This window comes from Bacteroides pyogenes DSM 20611 = JCM 6294, from assembly GCF_000428105.1.
Taxonomy (GTDB): domain Bacteria; phylum Bacteroidota; class Bacteroidia; order Bacteroidales; family Bacteroidaceae; genus Bacteroides; species Bacteroides pyogenes.
Genome location: NZ_ATZH01000012.1, coordinates 1 through 22,522 on the forward strand (window position 1 = coordinate 1; position 22,522 = coordinate 22,522).

Annotated in this window: 17 protein-coding genes and 2 pseudogenes; 10 read left to right on the top strand and 9 right to left on the bottom strand. The window is 51.0% G+C overall.

Annotation, left to right across the window (positions count from 1 at the left end; translation table 11 throughout):
* From C234_RS17870 to C234_RS0103620, 6 genes are all read left to right on the top strand, one after another.
* A partial coding sequence (locus C234_RS17870) for a hypothetical protein (RefSeq protein WP_034538145.1) occupies positions 1 to 383 on the top strand: 383 nt, incomplete at its 5' end.
* Between the two features lie 302 nt (positions 384 to 685).
* On the top strand, positions 686 to 1,525 hold the full coding sequence (locus tag C234_RS0103590) for a CvfB family protein (protein ID WP_027324654.1): 840 nt from the start codon (positions 686 to 688) through the stop codon (positions 1,523 to 1,525).
* 112 nt (positions 1,526 to 1,637) lie between these two features.
* Positions 1,638 to 2,330 (top strand): proline and serine-rich protein 1 family protein, encoded by a 693-nt coding sequence (locus tag C234_RS0103595; RefSeq protein ID WP_027324655.1) that lies wholly within the window; start codon positions 1,638 to 1,640, stop codon positions 2,328 to 2,330.
* 19 nt (positions 2,331 to 2,349) lie between these two features.
* Positions 2,350 to 3,021, top strand: coding sequence for a proline and serine-rich protein 1 family protein (locus C234_RS0103600; protein WP_081688108.1), 672 nt, complete (start codon positions 2,350 to 2,352; stop codon positions 3,019 to 3,021).
* A gap of 37 nt (positions 3,022 to 3,058) precedes the next feature.
* The gene (locus C234_RS15780) at positions 3,059 to 4,159 is read left to right on the top strand and encodes a hypothetical protein (protein WP_051290142.1); all 1,101 of its coding nucleotides are present in this window, start codon (positions 3,059 to 3,061) and stop codon (positions 4,157 to 4,159) included.
* Between the two features lie 749 nt (positions 4,160 to 4,908).
* Positions 4,909 to 5,409 carry a DUF3836 domain-containing protein gene (locus tag C234_RS0103620; RefSeq protein WP_027324658.1) on the top strand — a complete coding sequence of 167 codons (501 nt, stop codon included), beginning with the start codon at positions 4,909 to 4,911 and terminating at the stop codon, positions 5,407 to 5,409.
* Between the two features lie 297 nt (positions 5,410 to 5,706).
* Here C234_RS0103620 and msrB read toward each other — a convergent pair whose 3' ends face one another.
* The 6 genes from msrB to C234_RS0103650 all read right to left on the bottom strand — a co-directional run bounded on the left by msrB (position 5,707) and on the right by C234_RS0103650 (position 13,086).
* Positions 5,707 to 6,735, bottom strand: coding sequence for a peptide-methionine (R)-S-oxide reductase MsrB (gene msrB / locus C234_RS0103625; protein ID WP_027324659.1), 1,029 nt, complete (start codon positions 6,733 to 6,735; stop codon positions 5,707 to 5,709).
* Between the two features lie 347 nt (positions 6,736 to 7,082).
* Positions 7,083 to 8,486, bottom strand: coding sequence for a TolC family protein (locus C234_RS0103630; RefSeq protein WP_081688109.1), 1,404 nt, complete (start codon positions 8,484 to 8,486; stop codon positions 7,083 to 7,085).
* Positions 8,487 to 8,555: 69 nt separating this feature from the next.
* Complete coding sequence (locus C234_RS0103635; protein ID WP_027324661.1) at positions 8,556 to 9,665, bottom strand: efflux RND transporter periplasmic adaptor subunit; 1,110 nt, start codon at positions 9,663 to 9,665, stop codon at positions 8,556 to 8,558.
* A gap of 22 nt (positions 9,666 to 9,687) precedes the next feature.
* Positions 9,688 to 10,929: an ABC transporter permease gene (locus C234_RS0103640; protein WP_027324662.1), complete on the bottom strand. Its 1,242-nt coding sequence runs from the start codon at positions 10,927 to 10,929 to the stop codon at positions 9,688 to 9,690.
* A gap of 12 nt (positions 10,930 to 10,941) precedes the next feature.
* Positions 10,942 to 12,201, bottom strand: a complete 1,260-nt coding sequence (locus tag C234_RS0103645; protein ID WP_027324663.1) for an ABC transporter permease — start codon at positions 12,199 to 12,201, stop codon at positions 10,942 to 10,944.
* Positions 12,202 to 12,369: 168 nt separating this feature from the next.
* Positions 12,370 to 13,086 (bottom strand): ABC transporter ATP-binding protein, encoded by a 717-nt coding sequence (locus tag C234_RS0103650; protein WP_027324664.1) that lies wholly within the window; start codon positions 13,084 to 13,086, stop codon positions 12,370 to 12,372.
* A gap of 234 nt (positions 13,087 to 13,320) precedes the next feature.
* On the opposite strand from C234_RS0103650, the gene C234_RS0103660 reads away from it, so the two are divergent.
* Positions 13,321 to 14,301 carry an ROK family protein gene (locus tag C234_RS0103660; RefSeq protein ID WP_027324665.1) on the top strand — a complete coding sequence of 327 codons (981 nt, stop codon included), beginning with the start codon at positions 13,321 to 13,323 and terminating at the stop codon, positions 14,299 to 14,301.
* Between the two features lie 286 nt (positions 14,302 to 14,587).
* On the opposite strand, the gene rplS is transcribed toward C234_RS0103660, so the two are convergent.
* Complete coding sequence (gene rplS / locus C234_RS0103665) at positions 14,588 to 14,941, bottom strand: 50S ribosomal protein L19 (protein ID WP_027324666.1); 354 nt, start codon at positions 14,939 to 14,941, stop codon at positions 14,588 to 14,590.
* A 164-nt stretch (positions 14,942 to 15,105) separates the two neighbouring features.
* Between rplS and C234_RS0103670 the strand changes: the two genes are divergently transcribed.
* The 3 genes from C234_RS0103670 to C234_RS0103680 all read left to right on the top strand — a co-directional run bounded on the left by C234_RS0103670 (position 15,106) and on the right by C234_RS0103680 (position 19,920).
* Positions 15,106 to 15,891: a 5'-nucleotidase C-terminal domain-containing protein gene (locus tag C234_RS0103670; RefSeq protein ID WP_027324667.1), complete on the top strand. Its 786-nt coding sequence runs from the start codon at positions 15,106 to 15,108 to the stop codon at positions 15,889 to 15,891.
* Between the two features lie 22 nt (positions 15,892 to 15,913).
* Complete coding sequence (locus C234_RS0103675) at positions 15,914 to 16,744, top strand: bifunctional metallophosphatase/5'-nucleotidase (RefSeq protein WP_027324668.1); 831 nt, start codon at positions 15,914 to 15,916, stop codon at positions 16,742 to 16,744.
* A 317-nt stretch (positions 16,745 to 17,061) separates the two neighbouring features.
* Positions 17,062 to 19,920, top strand: a complete 2,859-nt coding sequence (locus C234_RS0103680; RefSeq protein WP_034538149.1) for a serine hydrolase domain-containing protein — start codon at positions 17,062 to 17,064, stop codon at positions 19,918 to 19,920.
* Here C234_RS0103680 and C234_RS18230 read toward each other — a convergent pair.
* Positions 19,913 to 20,632 (bottom strand): annotated as a pseudogene (locus C234_RS18230) (DsrE/DsrF/DrsH-like family protein); the annotation flags it as partial. The gene C234_RS0103680 and the pseudogene C234_RS18230 sit on opposite strands and share 8 nt — an antisense overlap.
* A 75-nt stretch (positions 20,633 to 20,707) precedes the next feature.
* Positions 20,708 to 22,363, bottom strand: a pseudogene (locus C234_RS0103685) (FAD-dependent oxidoreductase); the annotation flags it as partial.
* Positions 22,364 to 22,522: the final 159 nt, after the last annotated feature.

Sequence of the window (22,522 nt, forward strand, 5' to 3'; positions counted from 1 at the left end):
ACAACTTTCGTTGGCATCGGCATGGCGTTTCACATGGGCCAAAGCAAGCTCGCCATCATGCCGTAGGAGATGGTGCGGGGGAGCCTAATATGGTTCACATACGGCAAAAAAACCGCATGACGATTGACAATCTGACTTACGGTAGCACCGGCAAGAGGTTTCACAGACAGCAAAGAAACCCTGCCATACGGCCTGCAAACATCTCAGACATTCCATCCCTATTGAAGGAAAGCAAGCGGCATACGATTAACGACGTCCGGCGCGAAAGAGAATCGGTGACGCATACAAAAGAAAAGCAAGTATATCACACACATGATTGTTACACGGAAAAGCTTTTACTTGAAGAAGAAAAGAGACGAAAAGCAAGTACATCACACACATGATTGGCTCTGCGAAATGCAGGCATAGCACATACCGAATATGCGTGAAGGCATTACACCTTTTTCATTCCAGCCGCAAGCTTTTCCTTTTAACCGCCAATACGTCTGACGGACGTGCACCATTCGCCTTTCGTCTGCGTTTTATTCGTCTGTCGAACGGGAGACGAATAAAACGCAGACAAAAGACGAATTAGTTCTACTGCAAAAACTCTTGGAAATTACCACACAAAAGGTTAGCAATGCAGCTTTGAAGTATTCGCAAAATAGTTTACCTTTGTCTCCTATATAATCAATTGAATAAAAGTATGAACATCGAATTAGGAAGGTTCAATGAGCTGGAGGTCGTAAAGCAGGTAGACTTCGGCATGTACCTCGACGGCGGAGAAGAGGGGGAGATACTGCTGCCTGCACGCTACGTGCCCGAAGGCTGCAAGGTGGGAGATCGTTTAAACGTATTCTTATATCTCGATATGGACGAACGGCTGGTCGCAACCACGCTCACGCCGCTGGTGCAAGTGGGACAGTTCGCTTATCTGGAAGTAGCGTGGGTGAACCAGTTCGGCGCATTCCTGAATTGGGGACTGATGAAAGACTTGTTCGTACCCTTCGGCGAGCAGAAGATGAAAATGCAGGTGGGACGGAAGTACATGATCCACGCCCACTTGGACGAAGAAAGCTACCGCATCGTGGCTTCCGCCAAGGTAGAGAGATACCTCTCGAAAGAGATGCCGGAGTATCAGCCGGGCGAAGAGGTGGAGATACTCATCTGGCAAAAAACCGATCTGGGGTACAAAGCCATCATCGAACATCAACACAGCGGGCTGCTATACGAGAACGAGGTATTCACCATGCTCGAGGCGGGGAGGAAGATGCGGGCTTTCGTAAAACAAGTACGCGACGACGGCAAAATAGATCTGATGCTCCAAAAACCCGGCTTGGGGAAAGTAGACGACTTCGCAAAAACGTTGCTGGAGTACATCAGGGAGAACGGCGGGCGGATATCGCTGAATGACAAAAGCCCGGCAGACGAGATATACGAAACGTTCGGCGTGAGCAAGAAAACCTTTAAAAAAGGAGTAGGTGATTTGTACAAGAAGCGGCTGATCAGCCTGCAGGAAGACGGCATCACATTAGCGGAACCCTAAACGGAATAGGGAAATCCCTACGAACGAATAGAGAGAATCATTGGGGTGGGGAGTTTCCTCACCCTAATTTTGTGATATGAATTATAAACAACCTCATTAAAACTCATATATTATGCGCAGACTTATTATAAATCTCATTTTCCTGCTGGCTGCCATCTCGCTGAAAGCGCAGCCGCTGAACGGGATACGCATCAACGGAGGAGAAACGCCCATACTCGTTTACTTCGGAGGAAACCAGATGTGCATGCCTACCACAACCTGCTTTGTCACCAACCTGAAAAGAGGCTACTACACCGTAGAGGTCTTCTCCACCCGCTACACCCGTACGGGCGAACGAGTATGGAAAGGGAGAAAGTTGTTTCACGAACGGGTATATTTCAATGGCATGGAAGTCAAAGATATTTTTGTGGAAAGCGACCCGAATCTCTATCCGGATTTTCCCCGCCAACGGGAAGAGTACGATCCAAGCGATTGCGACATGGGCTATGAACCGTATTACGGGCGAATCATGAGTCCGAAGCTGTTCGATACCTTTTATAATAAGGTAAAGAGCGAACCTTTCGATTCGGACCGGATGACGATGATTGAAACCGCCATAACCTCGTCTTACTTCACATCCGCCCAATGCTTGCGCCTGACGAAGCTCTACACCTTCGACGACGAGAGAATGAAGATCATGAAGATTATGTATCCCCGCATCGTGGACAAAGAGGCCTTCTTCACTGTAATCAGCACATTGACCTTTTTTTCCAACAAAGATGAAATGAACGGTTTCGTAAGAACGTACCGGGAAAACCGACGTTAACTCATAATAATTAGAAATCATGAAAAAATTATCTTTCGCCTTACTTCTGGCACTCATGCTATTGAACAGCGCTTGCTCAACGTCCCAATATTTGTCCGGACAGATGATTTCGGGCGTTCAGCAGGGAATGACCCCTGCCGAAGTACGCAGCATATTCAAATCGGAACCTCACTTCCGCCGTTTCGAGGGTAATATGGAAGAGTGGGAGTACCGCAAATTTTCGCCGCTCAGCGATGTGGGATGGTCTATCATACTCATCCAGTTTACAGACGGGCGCGTATCGGGGATGGACTCGTTCAAAGACAGAAGCATGAATCTCGATAATGCCACACTCACAAGACCTTCGCCCACAGTCATAAGTACCATCGACAACTTCCCGCCGGTGGGACACTCTTTCGACCGAGAAAGGACAATGGATGGTTTCGAGTTCCGGAAGTTGCTCGACAACGTCAAATACTCTTCCACGAACGAGAAAAAAAGACTCATAGAAACGGCCTTGCAACAGTATGACTTCACCTCGAAGCAAGCCAAAGAGTTAGTCGAACAAATCTCTTTCACTTCCGACCAAAAGGAAATGATGATAAAGATATATCCTTATATAGTAGATAAACAAAACTTCGAAGTGGTGATCGGCATCTTGAGCTTCGGCTCCGACAGAGAAGAAGTACGCAAGGCACTCAGGCTTCGATAACAAAGTTAAACCTAAACACACATAGGAGAGCAACGCTATGAAACGAATACTAATTTTATTCATCGCCATCGGGATGGCTGCCGGAACAACCGCCATGGCATCGGTGAGTATGAGCAAGGTGCGCAAAGAAACGCGATTCCTCACCGACAAGATGGCTTACGAATTGCGCCTGAGCACTTTGCAATACAACGACGTGTATGAAATCAACTACGACTTCATATACTCCGTACGCAACATTATGGAATACGTAGCCGATGGAGCCGAATGGGCATTGGACGATTACTACGAAGCGCTGGATATCCGCAACGATGACCTTCGCTGGGTATTGAGCGAATCTCAATACCGCCGGTTCCTGAACGCCGAGTACTTTTACCGTCCGGTCTATTTTGCAGGCGGAAGATGGAGCTTCCGGGTGTACATCAACTACCCCAACCGCTCTTTCTTCTATTACGGCGAGCCTTACCATTACCGGACTTATTGCGGCGCCCACTACCGCCCTTACTTTCATCATGCAAGCTACTACCGGGGCAGGTACGATTTGAAACACTACCCCACCCCCTACCGTATCCGCGAGCAACGCGTGTTCCATTCGTACCGTCATTCGGATTTCGGATCGATACGCTTCCGCTCGAACACCTCCATCCGCCCGCACAATGCACCGACGAGACAAAACGTCTACGTGCGATCAGGCAGGTCGGGCAGGAATGAAAGGTCGTACAACCGCTCGCGCACGAATCAAGGCTATAACGACTTTACTCCTAACAGAACAAAAATCAGTAAAGGCGAAAATGATTTCAGGCGGCAATCCGTCGAACGGTCGGAACGGTCAAGAACAGAAGGTAGCCGGAGTAATTACAGCAAACGAGCAACGGAAGACAGAAGCGGCAAACACGCCTCACGCAGGGAAAGTACCCGAAGAAGCGTGGAAAGCGATGCGGGAAGCCGGTACAGCCGGAGCAATTCCACAGAGCGAGCAACGGAAGACAGGAACGGCAGACACGCCTCGCGCAGGGAAAGTACCCGAAGAAGCGTGGAAAGCGATGCGGGAAGCCGGTACAGCCGGAGCAATTCCACAGAGCGGAAAACGGAAGGTCGCAGATCTTCACACTCCCAAAGAATGGAAAGTTCAAGGAGATAACCCATTCCTTTATTTACATACCGAAACCTCCGCAGAACGAAGGATACGATTGGCTTGAATTCTTCATAAGCCATGAACCGGAAATTCTGCGGAGGTTTTCATATAACCATAGCCCGAGAAAATCGTAATAGATCTGTTCAGAAAGCACCCCGCCAATAGTACCAGTGAGAGCCGACAGCAGAGATAATCGTAATAGTTCAATTCAGAAAGGCGATCTTCGTCTATGTTTTCATACAACCATAACCCGAGATAATCCTCTGTTTTTCTTGTTTTCTCTCTCTGGGCAAGGCATACATTATATAAATCACTCTCTGTGAAAAGGTAGTATCCGGAAAAACGTCAGAGTTGCCGACATGTTGAGATGTACTTTTCTTTGCGAACAAAGCGGGAGCTGTGTAAGTGCATTTTGCGCTCACTAAAAACATTTATGACCGGGCAAACGAAAACAACCTTTCAGGCAGGCGAATGTTTATCTGCATGGCATTTCGGCAAGAGAGGTTTCTTTCATCGCATTCTTTCTTCTCGCTTTCCACCCGTCCGCCTGCGGACAAAAGAGTGTTCGTTTGCGCACAAATCCAGCTGAATATTATCTCATTATCAACATATTAATGAGATGGCACAGATCTTGTTTTATTCCGATTGACGAAGAACAAGCATAAAAAAGCATAGCTGTTGCAACCATTCGATGTATTGGTTCCGTCTAATAGACAAAGAAAGGAAAATAAGTAAACCAATAAAAACATACAGCCATGAAAAAGAACATCTTATCCAGAACCATGATTCTATTGGGAATCCTAATTGCAAGCTTCAGTTATACAGGGTTGAAAGCACAGGAAAACGGCAACTTCATCACAAATGAAGAAAAAGTAGGCGATCTTATCGTATCGAAAGTTATTTACAAGTTGGACGGTTCGCTCTACCGTCACATGAAGTATGATTTCACTTACGACGAGCAAAAGCGAATGACATCCAAAGAAGCTTTCAAGTGGGATGCCAGACGCGAGAAATGGAACCCGTACTTCAAAATAGACTACACCTATTCTGACGGGCAAATCACTCTGACATACGCCCGTTGGAACGAAGCGCACAAAGCCTACGATGCCCAAGTAGAGAAAAGCGTATATGAGCTCAACGAAAACAATATGCCGGTGGCCTGTGTGAACTACCAATGGAAAAACGATAAACCCAAGCAAGCAATGGCTTTTTCTAAGCAACAGAGTTGTGAAACTCTGCTCTCTCTTAAAGATTAATTGATTTACAGCCGAACGAGGCAAAGCCGGAAAATCTTAAAAACGAAAGCCTGCACCGCACGGCTCTCTCTTGAAACAAAGGAGGGCGGACCGAAGTAATATTCGAGAATGAAAAGCTTTAAAGGCCAAAGCCTCTTCGGAACAAATCCCCCTTATTCAGTTCTTTTCGTCTAAAAAAGAAAGAATAAGGGGGATTGTTATTATATATAGCTCATGGGAATAAGTCTGCCTCGATTTTCTGTTCCGGATATGGCATCGACTTACTAAATAGTGTAAACAACGCCTTCATCCTGCACGTCATTTTACCAGATGCAGGTATTCCCCATAACCCTCTTCCTGCATTTTCTCTTTCGGGATAAAGCGGAGCGAAGCGCTGTTGATACAATAACGAAGCCCGCCTCTGTCAGCCGGGCCGTCGGTAAACACATGCCCCAGATGGGCATCACCGGTTTTGCTGCGCACCTCCGTACGTATCATTCCGTGCGAAGTATCTTTCTTCTCCTCAATCAGTTTCTTATCGATAGGTTTAGAAAAGCTGGGCCATCCGCAACCCGAATCGAACTTATCGGTAGAAACGAACAAAGGTTCTCCGGTAGTGATATCCACATAAATGCCGGGGCGGTGCTCATCCCAATATTCGTTGCGGAAAGCGCGCTCTGTGGCATTCTGCTGTGTCACGGCATACTGTTCGGCAGTCAGCGTGCGGCGCAAAGTTGCGTCATCGGGCTTCTTATAAGTCTTCGCAACCGGTGCATTGGCTTTCTTCGCAAGAGCAAACAAAGCGGGATTGATATGGCAATAGCCCGTAGGATTCTTGTCCAGATAGTCCTGATGGTATTCTTCCGCCGGATAAAAATTCTTCAGTCGTTCCACCTCAACAACGACAGGCGCTGTATAGCGCGTGGCGAGATTCTGCAAAGCGGCTTTCACCACAGGGAGATCAGCCTCATCCGTATAGTAAATACCCGTCCTGTACTGGCTCCCGCGGTCGTTTCCCTGCCGGTTCATGCTGGTAGGGTCGATGGTTTGGAAGTAAAGCTCGAGCAACAAGCTTAACTTCACCATCTCCGCGTCATACACTACTTTCACCGCCTCGGCAGCATTCGTCTCGCCCGTGCATACTTGTTCATAACTCGGGTTAGCCACCCGGCTGTTGGCATACCCCACCTGGGTGCTTTCCACCCCTCTGATTTGCTTCAGGAAGTGTTCCGTTCCCCAGAAACACCCGCCTGCAAAATAGATTTCCGCTTGTTTTTTCATTGGTTTGGCAATTCCCGGCAACACATTACTCATCAGTAAAAGCATTGCAATCATTAAACGTTTCATATTCGTAATCTCTTTCAATAGTAACGAGGAAAATTACGGATATGTTTGCGAAAACATCATAAAATACAATCAATTCCAATTGATTTCCTGCATAAAAGTAAAAGCCGTTTCAACTTACCATCCTCAAGCTGAAACGGCTTTTTCATCCGTATAAACATAAATCCCGTTTTTTATTCAACGCATTTTAAATCATCGATATCCAACAAAACTTTTCCCGAATCTTTTTATCTGTTGCAAAGATATTTATGTAGTAAGGCCCGTACTCAATGGCTCAAAGATACCTAATCAGAAGTTAATCCATTCTTTTCAGCTTCTCACTGTAAAAATCGGATGGCAAGAAACTTGTTTCATTCAATGGCCTTGCCTTTATAGAAATCGAGTATCTTAGTTCGGAACAAATAGTCGTACTTAGCTTGCAGGCGATCCGAAAGGGCTTTGGTGAGATTCAGCTTCGCCTCGTTGAACTCTATCGAAGTAGCCTTGCCTTGATTATACTTCTCATTCACCAGGCGGAACGATTCCTGATTGGCTTTTACCGCCGCCTCGCCGGCCGCATACTTGCCCTCCGCAGCCACCGCATTGTACCACGCCTGCTGAATCTCTTTATAAAGCGCCTTCTTGGTGTGATCCAGTTCCAGAGCGAGATTGGCTTGCTGCAAACGTGCCGCACGCACCTGATTCCGGGTAGCGAACCGATTGAAGACAGGTATGCTCAGGCTGAAACCGACATATTTGTTCAGGTTATTCTTCATCTGGCTGCCGAAATTTTTCTCCGATTTCCCATTCACGGTATAATAGTTCGTGCCCAGTCCCGCACCGAAGGAAAGATGGGGATACCATTGCGACTGAGCGATACGAATACGGTTAACACTTCCCTGCAAACGGTATTCCGCCGCTTTCACACCCGGTTTGAAAGCCAGAGCCTGCGCATAGATGTCATCCGGCTGAGTCAGAGGCAAAAGCTCCAACTCCTCTTCCGGACTTTCAAGTACCAACCTTTCGGGCGTGGAAAGTTCCAGCAGCTGACTCAACTCCAGCAGCGAAAGCCTATAAGCATTGTCGGCCTGAACCGCCGTCATCTCATCTTGCGCCACACGAGCCTTTGCTTCCGCCACATCGGGAGCAGCGGCTTTTCCCACCTCATAGAGTCCCTCGATACGCTTCTGCTGCTCGGCGCTCATCTCCACTTGTTGCTTTGCCACTTTACTCAACTCCATATTGAAAAGCACCTGCAGATAAGCGGAGGTAACATTGATCGCTATATCCTCTTTCGCCTTGTTCAAATCCTCGATGGCAGCCGCCAGATTCAGCTTGGCAAGCGTGTACTGATTGGAGAGCTGCAACCCCGTAAAGAGAGGAACGTTCGCCCCTACGCTGAAGTTTGTATTGGCGCTGTTTATGTCGCGATAAGAATTATCCACGGGAGAAGGCGATCGCCCCCAGCTCCAGTTCTGACTTGCAGTACCGTTTACATTCGGCAAGCGTGCCCATTTAGCCGTATTCACATCTACTTTATTCTGCTCCGCCGCATTCGCCGACTGACGAATCCGCAAATTATGCTCAATGGCATAGTCGATGCACCGACGCAACGACCACACTTGCCCCCGGTCGGCCGGTTCCTGTCCGTAACACAATCCCGCTCCACTCAACAAGAGAGCAGTGAAGACGAAAGAGAAAAGTTTTGCCGCAGCGGCTTTCTCCCGCCTCAGGAAATTTCGGGTTCCTTTTAAAGTCAAATTAAATATTATCATCGAAATCAGTTTAATGAGAAGTTTCGGATTCCTTTTAAAGTCAAATCAAATATTGTCATCGAAATCAGTTTAATGATTGGTTGGTTCTTTCTTCTCTGCTCCGCGTATTTTATCTTTGGCAGTCACTCCCTTTTTAATCTCTATTTTGATGCCGTCGCTCATTCCCGTCGTCACCTGAGTACGCCTGAACACCTGCGAAGGCACGGAGTCCGTCATGACGTACACAAACGTAGAGTCTCCGCTGAACTCCACACAGCTTTCGGGTATTGCCAGCACTTTCTCCGCCCGCTGCAGCACGATTTCGGCATTAGCCGAATAGCCCGCTCTTATCTGCACCGAATCGGGAACAGCAATAGCCGCCTTGATTTCGAACAGATTGGCTCCGTTTGTCTCCACTCCTTTGGGCGAGATATATTCGAGCGTCGCATTGAAGCTCAGATTCTGCAAAGCGCCGATGGAAAGCTTCACGGGCATCCGTTCATGAATGCGTCCGACCTCCGTCTCGTCGATGTTGCCGCGGAAAATGAGATCGTTCATGTTTGCCACCGAAGCAATGGTAGTACCATCGTTGAACGTATTACTCATGATCACCGAATTGCCCGCCTTCACCGGCACATCCAGTATCAGCCCGTCGATGGTCGAGCGAATCATCGTACTGCTGATCGACGCGTTACTTTTCGTAATCCCTTCTTTAATGATTTCGAGATTATCCTTTGCCGTCTGCTTTTCTTCGCGCGACTGCTTCACAGCTACTTCGCCCTTTTCGTACTCCTCCCTGCTGATCAGTTGGTCATCGTACAGTTTCTTGATGCGGGCAAACTCCGTCTCTGCCTGAGCCGAGTTTATCTCTGCCAGCCGCACACGGCTTTCCGCCGCATTGAGTTGTCCAAGCTCGGGAATCACTTTCACCTTGGCTATCACTTCCCCTTTCCTCACGCTTTGTCCCGCTTCCTTATACACTTCGGCAATGATTCCGGAAATCTGCGGCTTAATCAGGATTTCATCTCTCGGTTCCACCTTTCCCGTAGCAACCGTCGTTTTTTCCAGATTCGCCACTTCCGGCGTCACAGTCTCATACACCGTCACCTTAGGGCGTGACTTCTGATAAAGGAAAACAAATGTCCATACGAGAACAAGAGCCATAATTACCAGGGTTGCGATTTTCAAATACTTTTTCATATCCTATTGTTGTTATTTTGAATTATTCGTCTCTGATCGCGTCAATCGGCTTCACCGCCATTGCGCGGTAGGCAGGCGCCAATCCCGCCAGCATCCCCAACGCGATAAGAAGGATGCAGGTTCCCACCGCCAGCCCGAAGCCGACCTGAAACCTTGCCGTTCCGCCGTCGGCATTGGCATTCATCTCTACCACATGCAGCACCATCACGGCAAAGGAGATGCCGCACATGCCAGCGATAGTAGTGAGCACGATACTTTCGGAAAGAATCTGCTGCAATATATCCTTCGGGCGCGCTCCGATGGCACGGCGGATACCGATTTCGGTCGTGCGTTCTTTCACGGTCACCATCATAATGTTCGACACGCCGATGGCTCCTGCCAGCAATGTCCCCATCCCCACCATCCAGATCAATATCCGGATACCGGTAAACAGGTTATCGACCATCGAGAACATGGCTTCGGCATTCAGATACATGAGCGCCTGCTTGTCATCCGGAGCGATGTAATGCGCTTTTTTGATGATCTGTTCCATCCCGGGCTGCACATCGGACACCTTCACACCTCGCTTCACGGTGAAGCAAAGCACATCTATCCGGCTTCCCAGATTATACGTCTGCTGCATAGTGGTAAAAGGGAGAACCACCGCTTCCGAAGCCCGCCCTTGTATGCTCATATTCCCTTCGGAAGCAGACATGCCGATAACGCGGTAATAGATGCCGTCCAACCGAATATACTTGCCGCAAGGATCCTCACCCGGATTGAAAAGGCTCTCATATACCCGCTTCCCGATCACACAGACTTTACGCGCCTCATGGATATCCACGTCGTTGATATACCGCCCGTACCTCATATCCTGCGGTTCGATGTGCAGATAATCGGGATACAGCCCCTTTACGTTACAATCGTATTTCTTCTCTTGATACACCGCTTTACCTCCCCAACTCGATACGCTCGGCGTAATGACATCTAGCCCTTTCACTTGCGAACGGAGCCGTTCGATATCCGCCGTTTCCAATTCCCACCAACGACCTTTGCGAAACCCTTTGTATGCCTCTCCTGTTCTCCGGGCAGCCAGAAAGCCTGAGTTCGTGGCAAACCCTTCGAAGTTTTTCTTCATCATGTCTTGCATTCCCTGTCCGCCCCCGATAAGAGCCACAAGCATAAAGATGCCCCAGAACACGCCGAAAGCCGTCAGCAGGCTCCGCGTTTTGTTTCTCGTAATGGTGAGGAGAATTTCCTCGAATGTATCTCTGTCTATTTTCATACTGCTTTCGAACTAATCTGCCCTTAATGCTTCAATCGGCCGGATTCTCGCGGCTTTCCTCGCAGGGAACAATCCCGCCAGCGTGCCGGCTATAATCAGTGTCAAGGTGGCCTGTACCGCAATTCTCAAATCGACCGTCGGATCGAGAAAGACCGTTGTCGTCCACATTCCCGTATCCATTGTCTGCTTGCCGAAAACATTGTTCATCCACTCCGTTGCGCCGATACCCGCTACCATACCGACGTATCCGAAAATCGTGGTGATGGTTACGCTCTCTACGATAATGAGGCGGAGAATCGAGAAAGGTTTGGCGCCAAGCGCCTTGCGGATGCCGAATTCGCGGCTACGCTCTTTCACGGTGATCAGCATGATGTTGGATACCCCTACAATGCCGCTCAACAGTGTAAAGATACCGATCACCCAAATAGCCGTGCGCAATATCCCCATTCCTTTTTGCTGTTGCAGGTATTGCGTAAACCGGTTCCAAATCCACAACGCGCTCTTGTCGGCAGGGTCGAAGCGATGGTTGGCGGCAATCACTTTGCGATACCGCGTTTCGAAAGCCTCATTCTGCTCTACCGATTCCAGCCCTTTGGTGGTCATCACTATATTGCTCAGCTTGTCCCCTTTGTTATAAATGGTCTGCAAGGTAGTGAAAGGGATATAAGCGTCTCTGTCTCCGCTGTCGCCCTTATCGTCATAGATGCCCACTATCCGGTAAGTAACGCTGCCCGCATTCACCGTCTGCCCCACAGGCTCGACACGCGCCTTGCCGAACAGAATTTCCGCAGTTTTCTTATGTATCACCGCCACTTTCCGGCGCTCTTTGATGTCTACTTCGTTGATAAACCGCCCCTCGATAATCTTTACCGCTTCCACCTCCGTATAATTCGGAAAAACTCCTCCAAAGTCAAGGCTTACGTATTCGGAACCGAAACTCAGGTTCACACTGCCCTGCCAGACAATGCCGCCCGCCTTGATCACATGGTCGGGGAAGTGCTCGGAAGTCGCGTTCAGGTCTTTATTGTCGAGCCGGATGAATCTTCCTTCCTTCAGTCCGTCATAAGACTTGGTAGTGGTGCCGGGATAAATCTTGATGGAGTTCATCGCACGCTCCGAAGAAGATTCTTCGAACGCATGAATCAACCCGTTTCCCGCTCCGAGCAGCACAATCAGCATAAAGATTCCCCATGCCACGGCAAACCCCGTGAGGAATGTCCGCAGCTTGTTTCTCCGGATCGTACTGAATATTTCTTGCCAAAGGTCTATCATTTCGATTTTTCTGTGATTTTCTGTTTTCAAACTAACCCGCACCTTCCGGTCCGGTTTTTATCGACTCATGAAACCCATTCCTTTGGAACGGATGCAGCTTCATCTTCTCTCATCGCCCCCGCTGAGCTCCCGTCTGCTTTTTCCTATTCATGCAGATGCAGCCTCACGCTATTTCATCAACCCGCCGGCTCCGAAAGGAGAAGAGTCGTGCGCGGAGTTCTCTTCTATCCGTTCGATGATACCGTCTTTGATGTGAATAATGCGGTCCGTCTCGTTGGCCACCCCGCTCTCATGAGTCACCACAACGATGGTCATCCCCGTTCGGTGCAAGTCTTTCAATATCTGCATCACCTCTCCCGAAGTCTTGCTGTCCAACGCTCCGGTAGGCTCGTCGGCAAGGATGATTTGCGGCTGCGTGATCAACGCCCGTGCAATGGCCACACGCTGTTTCTGCCCGCCGCTCATTTCGTTGGGCATGTGGTGCGCCCAGTCCTTCAGGCCCAGCCGGTCGAGATATTCCAACGCCAGCATGTTCCGCTTCTTGCGTCTCACTCCCTGATAAAACAAGGGAAGCGCCACATTCTCCACCGCATCTTTGAAAGGAATCAGGTTGAACGACTGAAAGATAAAGCCTATCATCCGGTTGCGGTACTCGGCCGCCCTCGTCTCGCTCAGATTCTTTATCAGCACGTCGTTCAGGTAATAATCGCCGGTATCGTAATTGTCCAATATACCCAAGATATTAAGCAACGTCGATTTCCCGGAGCCGGAAGCCCCCATGATAGAAACAAACTCGCCGCGATCGATGTCGAGGTCTACTCCTTTAAGCACATGCAGAGGCGCACCGTTATGGTAGGTTTTGTTGATGCCTGTCAGATGAATCATTTATTTTTGAGCTTTTTGAATTCTTTTATTCTTAAGTTTTTAAAGTCCCTCATCCGCACTCCCGCTATATTCGTTACGAATGGCGAACTTTTCTCATTAGACGAAAGCAATATACGAAAAGTTGCAAAGCGAGTGAACTTTTTTCAAAAAACATTTTGCTAACTCAATCTTCTTTGCGTAATTTGTGAATTATAATAAGGAATAATTAACTAACCCTATAAATATAGAAATATGATGAATTCAACCATGGAAAAACCCTACGTAGTAGGTATTGACATAGGCGGAACGAATACCGTCTTTGGGATTGTGGACGCGCGTGGAACGATCATCGCCAGCAGCTCTATCAAGACTGCAGGATACCCCACTGCTGAAGAATACGCAGACGAAGTATGCAAAAACCTTCTTCCTCTGATTGTTGCCAATGGTGGTGCGGAGAAGATCAGGGGTATCGGCATCGGTGCGCCTAACGGAAACTATTATACCGGAACGATTGAGTTTGCTCCGAACCTGCCTTGGAAAGGAGTTCTTCCGTTGGCAGCCATGTTCGAAGAAAGACTGGGCATACCTACAGCGCTCACGAACGACGCCAATGCGGCAGCCATCGGTGAAATGACTTACGGTGCAGCGCGCGGTATGAAAGACTTCATTATGATCACATTGGGTACGGGCGTAGGCAGCGGTATCGTCATCAACGGACAGATGGTATACGGGCACGACGGATTTGCCGGCGAGCTGGGACACGTCATCGCACGCCGCGAAGGACGCGTATGCGGTTGCGGACGCAAAGGCTGTCTGGAGACTTATTGCTCGGCCACGGGTGTAGCCCGCACGGCACGCGAATTCCTCGCGGCACGTACGGAGCCGAGTTTGCTCCGTGACATTCCGGCCGAAAGCATCACATCGAAAGACGTGTACGACGCTGCCGTAAAAGGCGACAAACTGGCGCAGGAGATTTTCGAGTTTACCGGCAACATTCTGGGCGAAGCATTGGCAGACGCCATCGCTTTCTCCAGTCCGGAGGCAATCGTACTGTTCGGCGGCCTCGCCAAATCGGGCGACTATATCATGAACCCGATTAAAAAGGCCATCGACGAGAATGTGCTCAATATCTACAAAGGAAAAACCAAATTGCTCGTTTCCGAACTCAGAGATTCGGACGCCGCCGTTCTGGGAGCCAGCGCACTGGCTTGGGAGTTGAAAGACTTGAAAGAATAAAAGAGGCGAACCCGTCCGAAACGAACAAACAGGACGACTTCGCGTCTTTCGGTTTGAAACGGCAAGCCATAGCAAGGGGCTGTCCGAAAAGCGAACTGCATCCCCCAAAAGTCGGTCAAAAAACTTTTGGAGGGCACTTCAAAGCCGGACAGCCCCTTACATTTTATACCTCTTTTTAGCCGGACACCTTTTTTCAAACAGCCGATTAAGGGGATATTCCTCACCCCCCCAAAAAAAGGAAACCCCTTTCGGAATTTCCTTTTCTATCTCGAACGAAGAGCAGGGATTAACCCAAAACTCTTTTTTCTTTGATTCTGGCTTTTTTACCGGTAAGAGAACGCAGGTAATACAGCTTAGCGCGACGAACTTTACCTACCTTGTTCACTTCGATTCTATCGATAGCCGGTGATTCGATCGGGAAAATTCTTTCTACGCCGATTGTTCCTGACATTTTACGTACAGTAAAACGCTTCTTTTCTCCGTGACCGGAGATTTTGATAACAACGCCGCGATACAGCTGTACACGCTCTTTGTTACCTTCGACAATACGATATGCCACAGTCACAGTGTCTCCGGCTTTGAAGCTCGGATGCTGTTTTCCGGTAGCAAATGCTTCTTCTGCAATTTTAATTAAATCCATTGTAGTTTATTATTAAATTGTTTGATCGTTACAACGCAACATACCAAGCATCTCATCTCTTCTTGACAGCGATTGCGCGAAAGCGGTGCAAAGTAACGAATTATTTGGCAGATAGCCAAATGTTTTTCGTATATTTGTGGCTGATCTAACAAAAAGCTACAAGCATGAAACAAACTTACCGAAAGTTTCTCGCGGCAGCAGTGCTCACAAGCCTGTTGGCGTTCTCATCGTGCCATTCGCCGCGGGAAGCCGCCTCACGCTACTACGTATCCCAAGCGACGGGCAGCATGATTACCATCGACTCGGCATGGGACCGGAATCCCGACGAAAAGACAAGCCAAGTATTGGAACCCTACAAGAAAGAGATCGACCGCATGATGTACGAAGTCATCGGGACCAGCGCCATGAGAATGGAGAAGGAGATACCCGAAAGCCTGCTCTCTAACCTCGTGGCGGAAGTACTCCGAGACGCTGCGGCGCAAGTGTTGGGCAAGCCCGCCGACATGGGACTCATCAACATGGGAGGGTTGCGAAACATTCTGCCTCAGGGCGATATAACGGTAGGAACGGTGTACGAGATTCTCCCCTTTGAAAATTCGCTTTGCGTGCTCACCATCGAAGGGCGGCACCTGAAACGCTTGTTCCAATCCATCGCATCGCTGCAAGGAGAGGGAGTAAGCGGCGTCCGCCTCGAAATCAGCCGGACGGGAGAATTGCTGAACGCAACCGTGGGCGGCAGACCGGTAGAAGACAAACGGCTCTATACCGTCTCCACCGTCGACTATCTGGCAGATGGCAACGGACGCATGGACGCCTTGCTGCAAGCCGAGAAACGCCAATGCCCCGAGAACGCTACACTGCGCAAGCTGTTTCTGGATTATGTACGGAAGCAGACTGCCGACGGAAAGGCGGTTACCTCGAAGCTCGACGGGCGAATCAGTATCAGATAAACGAAACTTCAATACCGTGTATATGAAAAAATTGCATACATTACTCATCGTGTGCTTCGTGTGGGGATTCGGTTTCTCCGCATCGGCACAGAAAACCAAACAACTTATCATTCTCCAGACGAGCGACGTGCACAGCCGCATCGAACCCATCAACCAGAAAGGAGACAAGAATTACAAAGAAGGGGGATTCGTACGCAGAGCCACCTTCCTCAACCGGTTCCGCAAGGAAAACGAACATGTGCTCTTGTTCGATTGCGGAGACTTCTCGCAGGGTACACCTTATTATAATATATACAAAGGCGAAGTGGAGGTGAAACTGATGAACGAAATGGGTTACGACGCCTGCACCATCGGGAACCACGAGTTCGACTTCGGCTTGGAGAACATGGCGCGCCTGTTCAAGATGGCCGCATTCCCCATTGTATGTTCCAACTACGATTTGGAGAATACTCCGCTGAAGGGGCTGGTGAAGCCTTACATCATCCTCGAACGGTTCGGTTTGCGCATCGGGGTGTTCGGACTGGGAGCCAAACCCGACGGACTGATTCAGGCGGATAAGTGCGAAGGAGTGGTTTACAAAGATCCTGTTCAAGTGTCGAACGAAACCGCCGCCCTGCTGAAATCGGAGGGATGCGATGTAGTGGTGTGCCTGTCGCACCTCGGTATACAGACCGACGAACGGCTGATAGCCGACACCCGGAATATCGACGTAGTGCTGGGCGGTCACTCGCACACCTTCATGAAAGCCCCCAAAACGTATTTGAATGCCGACGGAAAAGAGGTACGGCTGATGCACACCGGAAAGAACGGAGTACGCGTCGGACGCCTCGACTTAACTTTAACACGTAAATGAGACTGATTCCTTCACTGTTCACCGCGCTGTTTCTTTCACTCACCGGATTCGTAATGAAGCCGGCGCACTTTCATACACAGCTCGCGCAAGCAAAGCGGGCGGAAGAGGTCTCTCTGTCACGCAAAGCTGATAAAACAGCGAAGGCATCTGCAACACAAAAACGGCAGAAGCCGGGCTTCACTCCGGAAGCGTCGGACCGACCGGCTTCCTTATCCGCGCCTCCGAACGGTTCTTCATCGCTTCGGACAGACGGGAATCCGCGCCTGCTGCAAAAAGTGCTTCAGGACAAACGCTGCCTCCACTGGGTAGACTCGGTGATGGAAAAGCTCAGCCTCAAGGAGAAGGTGGGGCAACTGTTCATCCACACCATTGCGCCGGTGAATACCAAACAAAACCTCGCGGTGCTGCACGATGCGGTCGACACCTACGGCGTCGGGGGGCTTCTCTTCTCGGGAGGAACGTTGCAAAACCAAGCAGTGCTGACCAACAAGGCGCAACGCCTTGCCAAGATTCCGCTCCTGATTACTTTCGACGGCGAATGGGGGCTGTCGATGCGATTGCGGGGCACACCCGTTTTTCCGAGGAATATGATACTGGGATGTATTCAGGACGACAAACTGATCTATGAATACGGAAAAGAGATGGCGCGGCAGTGCCGGCAAATCGGGGTGCAGGTAAACTTCGCCCCGGTGGCGGACGTCAACATCAATCCCGATAACCCCGTAATCAACAGCCGATCGTTCGGGGAAGACCCGAAGCGGGTGGCGGATAAAGTCATCGCCTATGCCGCCGGACTGGAGGATGGCGGCGTGCTGTCGGTCTGCAAGCACTTTCCGGGGCATGGCGATACGGACATCGATTCGCATAAGGCGCTTCCCGTACTCCCTTTCACCCGCGAACGTCTCGACAGCATCGAGCTTTATCCTTTCAAAAGAGCCATACGCGCCGGGTTGGGAGGCATGATGGTGGGGCACCTGCAAGTCCCGGTCGTCGAGCCGATAGGCGGTCTTCCTTCCTCGCTCTCGCGCAACGTGGTATACAAGCTGTTGAGAGAAGATTTCGCTTTTAAAGGACTCATTTTCACCGATGCCCTTGCCATGAAAGGAGTCGCAGGAAACGACAACGTATGCGTGCGGGCTTTAAAAGCCGGCAACGACATGGTGCTGGCTCCGCGCAACCTGAAGAAAGAGATGGCAAGTGTGATGGACGCCATCGAAAAAGGCGAGCTGAAACGGGAGGAGATAGAGGCCAAATGCCGCAAAGTACTGACATACAAATATGCGTTGGGGCTGAAGGAAAAGCCTTATGTGCAACTCTCCGGACTGGAGCAACGCATCCATACCCGGCAAACGGCCGACCTGATCGGCAAGCTGAACTTGGCGGCAATCACCGTACTGCACAATAAAAAGCGGGTGTTACCGCTTTACGGGGACAAAGAGCAGAGCGTCGCCCTTTTGGAGGTCGGCGCGAAAAACAACATGGACGCGCTTGCCGGACAACTGTCGGAACACGCGCCGATCACCCGCTTTCGCCTGCGTCCGGACCTGCGGGCGGAAGAGGCCAAGCGGCTTCAAGACTCGCTTTCCGCCTACAAGCGGATCATTGTCGCCGTGAGCGAACAGCGTCTGGCTTCCTACCAACCTTTCTTCGCGAAGTTTACTCCCCATTCGCCTACCGTTTACCTGTTCTTCACACCCGGAAAAACGATGCTGCAAATTCACCGTGCGACAGACCGCGCCTCGGCGGTGGTACTGGCGCATACCGCCCATAAAGACGTGATGACACGCACGGCGGATGTGCTGTTCGGCAAAGCTACCGCCGACGGACGACTCTCCGCAAGCGTCGGAGGACTGTTTCGCGCGGGAGCAGGAGTGACCGTCGACCCGCAGACTCCTCCGTATTTCGTTCCCGAAGAGTACGGCCTTTCTTCCGCGAAGCTGCTGCGCATCGACTCCATCGCCTCGGACGGCATCCGGCAGCAGGCTTATCCCGGCTGCCAGATCGTGGTGATGAAAGACGGACATATTTTCGTAGACAAGACTTTCGGCACTCAGGCGGGTAAAGGAAGCGCGCCGGTAAGCCCCACAGACCTCTACGACCTGGCGTCGCTTTCAAAGACCACCGGAACACTGCTGGCGCTGATGAAGCTCTACGACAAAGGGCGTTTCAACCTCACCGACAAGATAGCGCGCTATCTGCCTTTCCTCCGGCAGACAGACAAGAAAGACATAACCATTCAGGAGCTGCTGTTCCACGAGTCGGGGCTGCCCTCTTTCATCCCTTTCTACCGCGAGGCGATCGACGACGACAGCTACAAAGGAAAACTCTTCAGCGGCCGCAAAGACGCGAGCCACACGCTTCTTGTCGGTCCGGGCACGTGGGCGAATACGAAGTTCAGGTTCAAGAGCGAATATATTTCACCCGTCAGAAAAGAGCGATACACCGTCCGCATATCCGAAAAATGGTGGCTCAACGCTTCGTTCGAAAAAGTAATCAAAACCCAAATCGCCGAAGCCAAAACAGGAACCAAACGATATGTGTACAGCGACATAGGGTTCATCTTGCTGGGGATGATGGCCGAGCAACTGGCGGGAATGCCTATGGACGAGTATCTGCGGCAGGAGTTCTACGAACCGATGGGACTGGCACGGACGGCATACCGCCCCTTGCGCCGCTTCAAGCCTACGGAAATCGTGCCTTCGAGCACCGACCTCTTCCTGCGGAAGGAGACGTTGCGCGGATTCGTGCACGACGAGGCATGCGCCTTCCACGGCGGGGTAGCGGGGAACGCCGGACTGTTCTCCACCGCGCGCGATGTGGCAAAGGTTTACCGGATGCTGCTGAACCAAGGCGAGATAGACGGCAAGCGTTACCTGAGCAAAGAGACCTGCCTGCTGTTTACCACCGAAACATCCAAAATCAGCCGGCGCGGACTGGGCTTCGACAAGCCCGACACGCAGCACCCCGAAAAGGGCAACTGCGCTGCCGGCACGCCCGCCCAAGCCTACGGGCATACCGGCTTCACAGGAACCTGCGCCTGGGCAGACCCGGTGAACGGGCTGGTTTATGTCTTTCTGAGCAACCGCACCTATCCCGACGCCGCCAACCGCCGCCTCATGACACTCGAAATCCGCGAGCACATCCAGCAGGCGATATACGACGCGCTGATCAGATGAACAGGTTGACGTTCGCCTTATCGGCGCGCTCCATGTACGTAGCCACGCCGCCTACCGTCACCTCATCGAGCAATTCCTCGCGCTTCACGCCCATCACGTCCATCGACATCTGGCAAGCGATAAACTCCACTCCATTGTCCAGCGCCTGCTGCCTGAGCGATTCCAGCGAATCGATTCCCTTGCGGTTCATGATATAACGCATCATCCTGCCGCCGATTCCCCCCATGCTCATCTTCGAAAGCTTCAGGTTCAACGAGCTTGAAGGAAGCATCATGGCGAACATCTTTCCGAAGATATCCTTTTCCACAGCCGGCTTCCGGAGCTTTTTAATCACATTCAGCCCCCAGAAGGTGAAGAATACGGTTACCTTCTGCCCCGTAGCCGCCGCCCCGTTGGCAAGAACAAACGTAGCCAGCGCCTTGTCGAGATCGTCGCTGAACATAATCAGCGTTTTCCCCTTATCGTCGCACGAAGTCACCAGATTGCACGCCTTGGGCTCTCCTTTCTCTATCACCACCACCGCTTTTCCGCCCTGCGATTCGGTAGAAACCAGATGGTTGCCCGTAGAGTTGCACCATGCCCCCGCATCGCGCAGGAAACCGGGATCGGTTGAAATAACCTCCACCCTTTCGCCCGGCGCGAGACTGTCCATCGCCTTCTTCATTTTCAGTACCGGACCGGGACACTGCAAGCCGCACGCGTCCACACGTACCGGCACTACTCCCCTGGCTGCCGTCTTACCTGCCGCATCGTTGCCCGAAGCGGAACCGCTTCCGCCGGCATTCTCTTCACACGGCACTATGGGAGTTGTGGCAGCATAATATATCTTCAAGCCTCCCGAAAGGTTGCGCACCTGCGTAAACCCGTGCTGCGCCAATATGCGGTATGCCAGATAGCCCCTCAACCCCACGGCGCAGAACACGTAAATCATGCTGTCTTTGGGCAGTTCCCCCAGCCTGCCGCGCAGCTCGTCGAGCGGGATGTTCACGGCTCCGGGCAGCGATCCCAAAGCAAACTCGTCCGGCGTGCGGACGTCCAGCAGAAGTTTGCCGTCGGTCCCCCCATCGCGCAACTCCCTCCAGTAAAGCGGCTCTACCTTGCCGCAAATCATATCTTCCGCCACATATCCGGCAACAGCCACCGGATCTTTCGCCGACGAGAAAGGAGGGGCATACGCCTGCTCCACCTTCATCAGGTCGTAAACCGTTCCCTGCCGTTTCAGCACGAGCGCGATTTCGTCGATCCGCTTATCCACGCCGTCGTATCCCACGATCTGTCCGCCGTATAACCTCCCCGTTTCTTTACCGAAGGTAATCTTGATGCTCATCGGCATTGCGCCGGGATAGTATCCGGCATGCGAATTGGGATGAATAGTAGCCGACATATATTCGATTCCCTCCTGACGCAAACGCTTGCCGGGCAACCCCGTAGAAGCCACCGTCAGGTCGAACACCTTGGCGATGGACGTGCCTATCGACCCCTCGTAAGGAATGCCCGCTCCGAGCATATTGTCCGCCGCAATGCGTCCCTGACGGTTGGCAGGTCCCGCCAGATAGTTGAGCCAAGGCTTTCCGGTGATGGGATGTCGGAACGCTATCGCATCTCCGATGGCATAGATCGCCTCATCCGAAGTTTGCAGATAATCGTTCACGGCGATGCCTCCCGTCTCTCCGATCGTCAGCCCTGCGGCACGAGCCAACGAAGTCTCCGGGCGAACTCCGATGGAAAGAATCACCACATCGGCGGCAATCGAATGTCCGTCTTTGAGGCAGACCTTCAGTCCGTCGTCCGTTTTCTCGAAGGAGGCCACCGCCCGGTTCAGGTAAAGGTTCACCCCTTTTTCCATCAAATGCAGGTGAACGAGCGACGCCATGGAAAAATCGATCGGAGTCATCACTTGGTCCGCCATCTCCACAATAGACACCTTCGCCCCCAGCGCATGCAGGTTTTCCGCCATCTCCAGCCCGATGAACCCCGCTCCCACCACTACGGCTCTGCGCGGGCGGCAGCGGTCGATGTGCCGCTTGATGCGGTCCGTGTCGTCTACATTCCGCAGCGTGAATATCCCTTCCAGGCCGATACCCGGCAGAGGCGGGCGGACGGGAGTCGCGCCCGTAGAAATCAGCAGTTTGTCGTAAGTCTCCTCGTATGTCTCTTCTCCCCGGCGCACGGTAACCGTCTTCCTCGCACGGTCGATACCCGTCACTTCGTTCTCCGTGCGCACATCGATACGGAAACGCGTGGAAAATCCCTCCGCCGTCTGTACAAACAAGTTCTCGCGCTCCTCGATCACCCCGCCTATGTAGTAAGGCAGTCCGCAATTGGCATAAGAGATATACTTTCCTTTCTCTAAAAGAATGATCTCCGCGCTCTCGTCCATTCTTCTGATACGGGCAGCAGCGGTAGCTCCTCCTGCGACCCCGCCCACAATGATAATTTTCATATATTCATGCATAAATAGTTTCTTGGGGAAATAACAATCCGGACGCATGAAATGTTCCACAAAAAACGGGCAAAAACGCGAAAATCGATCAGAATATATTTTTGAAGAAAATATATTTATTATCTCCCTTATTTATTAAGTGTTCGCTTAAGCGTTCGC